At 67.1% G+C, this 2686-nt stretch carries 2 protein-coding genes; both read right to left on the reverse strand.

All coding sequences use genetic code 11. The annotated features are described in order from the left end of the window. On the reverse strand, positions 1-1568 hold a 1568-nt coding region (locus AC2VOG_RS11715), incomplete at its 3' end, for an NAD-binding protein (protein WP_486940064.1). Beyond that, a partial coding sequence (locus AC2VOG_RS11720; protein WP_486940065.1) for an MFS transporter occupies positions 1565-2686 on the reverse strand: 1122 nt, incomplete at its 5' end. The genes AC2VOG_RS11715 and AC2VOG_RS11720, both read right to left, overlap by 4 nt.

The raw sequence follows: 2686 nt of genomic DNA on the forward strand, positions 1-2686 counted from the left end.
TGCAGACCGTCGAGTTCGCTGCCGGGCGCGACGCTCATCGCGCCGACGACGAACGAGTGCTGACCGACCGAGAATGTGTCGAGCACGTCCAAGCCGATCGCCGCGCCGATGAACCAGGGCGCAGCCAGCTCAACGGTGGAGCGGGCGTTGACGAAGCCGAACCGCTTCGCCAGAGCGAAGCCCAACGCCCTGTCGAAAACCCGCAGCACCAGCGGCACTTCGGGCCAGCGGTGCAAAGGGGCCAGGCGTCGGCCGAGCTTCCTGGCCAACACCATTCCGGTCTCGATGTTGGTCATGTCGTCACCGGTGAGCACGGTGATCGCGCGGGCGCGCTCCACGTGGGCAGCTTCCAGCGTCGTATGCAGCGTCGCGTCCCCGAATACCACGGGGACGTCGAGGGCACGCGCATCGGCCAGGAACTTGTTCTCCTCGTCGATCTCGATCACCGCCACCTCATATCCTGCGGTTACCAGATCGCGGACCACGCGGATTCCCAGCGCACTCAGTCCCACCACGACAATGTGATTACGCAAACGGCCGATGCGCGGGTGCGTTGCCGCGGCGATGAACCGCTGCGACAACAGGACGTCGCCAATGAACGCCACCAGCAAGGCGATGGTTGTCACGCCGCCGAACATCAGCATCGCGGCGAACAGGCGCAGCCAGGTGGGTTGATTCACGAAACTGAAATCGCCGTAACCGGTCGTGGTGATCGTCTCGATGGTGAAGTACATCGCATCGACCCAGCCCATCCGTGGGCTCTCGTGGCCGAAATGCAGCACCAGGGTGGAGACGACCGTCAGTGCCAACACCACAGCCACCACCGGATAGAACGCCGGGTTGACATCGTTGACGAAAGCGCTTCCGGTAGCCATGATTCGGCGCAACCACGGCTGGCCGGGGCGCTGCCGGGTGGGGCGCGGAACGCTCACGCCCACGGCGGCCACTGCCTCGTCGGTACCGATCATCATGGCCCAGTCGCCCTCGTCAACACGCATATCTCGACGCGGACATATTTCGAGTTCACCTGGGGCGGAGGAGTTCTCACCGCGAATGACCGCAACCGGAGACAGACCGCCGAACAGCTCTCGCAGAGAGGCACTTCGAGGCGCCGAGCTGCCGGAGACCACAAAGTGTGCGCCCGCCGCCTCGAAGGTGTGCAGCCCGTGGGCCAGGCAGGCCTCCACGATGGCCGGCGCGGCCAGTTCGGCGACGTTTAAGATCGCGCCCGGCCCGTTCACGTCGGTCAACGATTCACCCAGCACGTCGTTGGTCACCCGTGCCACCACGCGCACATCGGGATCGATATTGCGCGCCACCAAGGCGAGCTCGAGATTGATCGAGTCATCGTCGGCTCCACACACCACGGCCAGCGCCTGGCCGATCCCCGCTTCCTCCAGATCGACCTCGGTGTCGGCGACCTGGGTATCGTCAAGCCTTACCACGATCACACCCGCGTTTTTCAGTTCCGCGATGATCGTCTCGGTCAACGCATCGTCGCCGCTGACGATGATGTGCGGGGTATCCGCCGACTCGGCGCCGCGGGCGGTCCGTGCCGGGTCGGTCACGCCGCACCCTCCGCCGCTGAACCGTCGCCGGGGCGCCGCAGCATCCCCGAGGCGATCGCCGCCGCCAGCATCCACACCGCCGCGTACCCGAACGCCACCATCGGCGAGGCAAACGTGTACAGGAATCCGGCGACCACCGTCGCAGCCACGTCTCCAGTGGCCTGCACGATGCCCAGAACTCCGAAGCCGCTACCGCGCAACCTGTCTGGCAGCAGCCGCGCCACGACTGCCGACTCGGTGGGTTCGGCCAACCCGATACCTGCCCCGGCTGCCGCGAACGCCAGCACCACCACCGGCAGGGTGTGCGCACCCACCGCGAAGACGCCGTAGGCGATGACATAAGCAGCCGCACCCGAGGCGAACACCAAGCGCGGGCCCGCTCGGTCGTACCACCGGCCCGCGGCCAGCGATGCCACTGCCGCGATCGCATTGTGGCCGGCGTAGATCAGGACCGCGATCGAGGTCGCAGCAGTCACCGATCGCTGCGAGGACGTCATCAGCTGTGTGGCGCGCAAGATCAGCAGCGTGGTGGCCAAATTGCCGAATTCGAACAGCGCCACCGGCGCAAGCGCGCGGAGCATCCCCGCGTCGCGCAATGCGCGCAACTCAAGCCCGCGTGATGCGGACCCGCCAAGCACCCGCGCGCGACGTCGGGCTTCCCGCGCGGCCACCATGATGGCCAAGGCCGCGAACAAGCCCGGTACCGCCGCCAAGTACAGCGTCGTGCGCACCCCGACCCAACTCAGAAGTCCCGCGGCCAGCAATGGCCCCGCCACCGCACCGAGGTTGTCGCCGGCGCGTTCGAGCCCGAACGCTCTGCCGTGCGCAGCCTTTGGACTCATCGATGCCAGCAGCGCATCGCGGGCCGGCGACCGAAGGCCGCGAGACAACCACGCAATCGCGCGCAACACGCCGACCTGCCACACCGTGACCGCCGCGCCGATCGCGCCGGTCGCCACCGCAGTCCCCAGATAACCGCCGGACGCCACCTTGGCCCGCCGGTGCGGGTCATTGGCCAACGGTCCACCGATCAGTTTCATCAGGCCGATCAACGCATCGCTTATGCCATCGATCACGCCCAGCACCGCCGCGGAGGCGCCCAGCGCTCCGGTCAGAAA

The organism is Mycobacterium sp. TH-M11 (genome assembly GCF_057473725.1).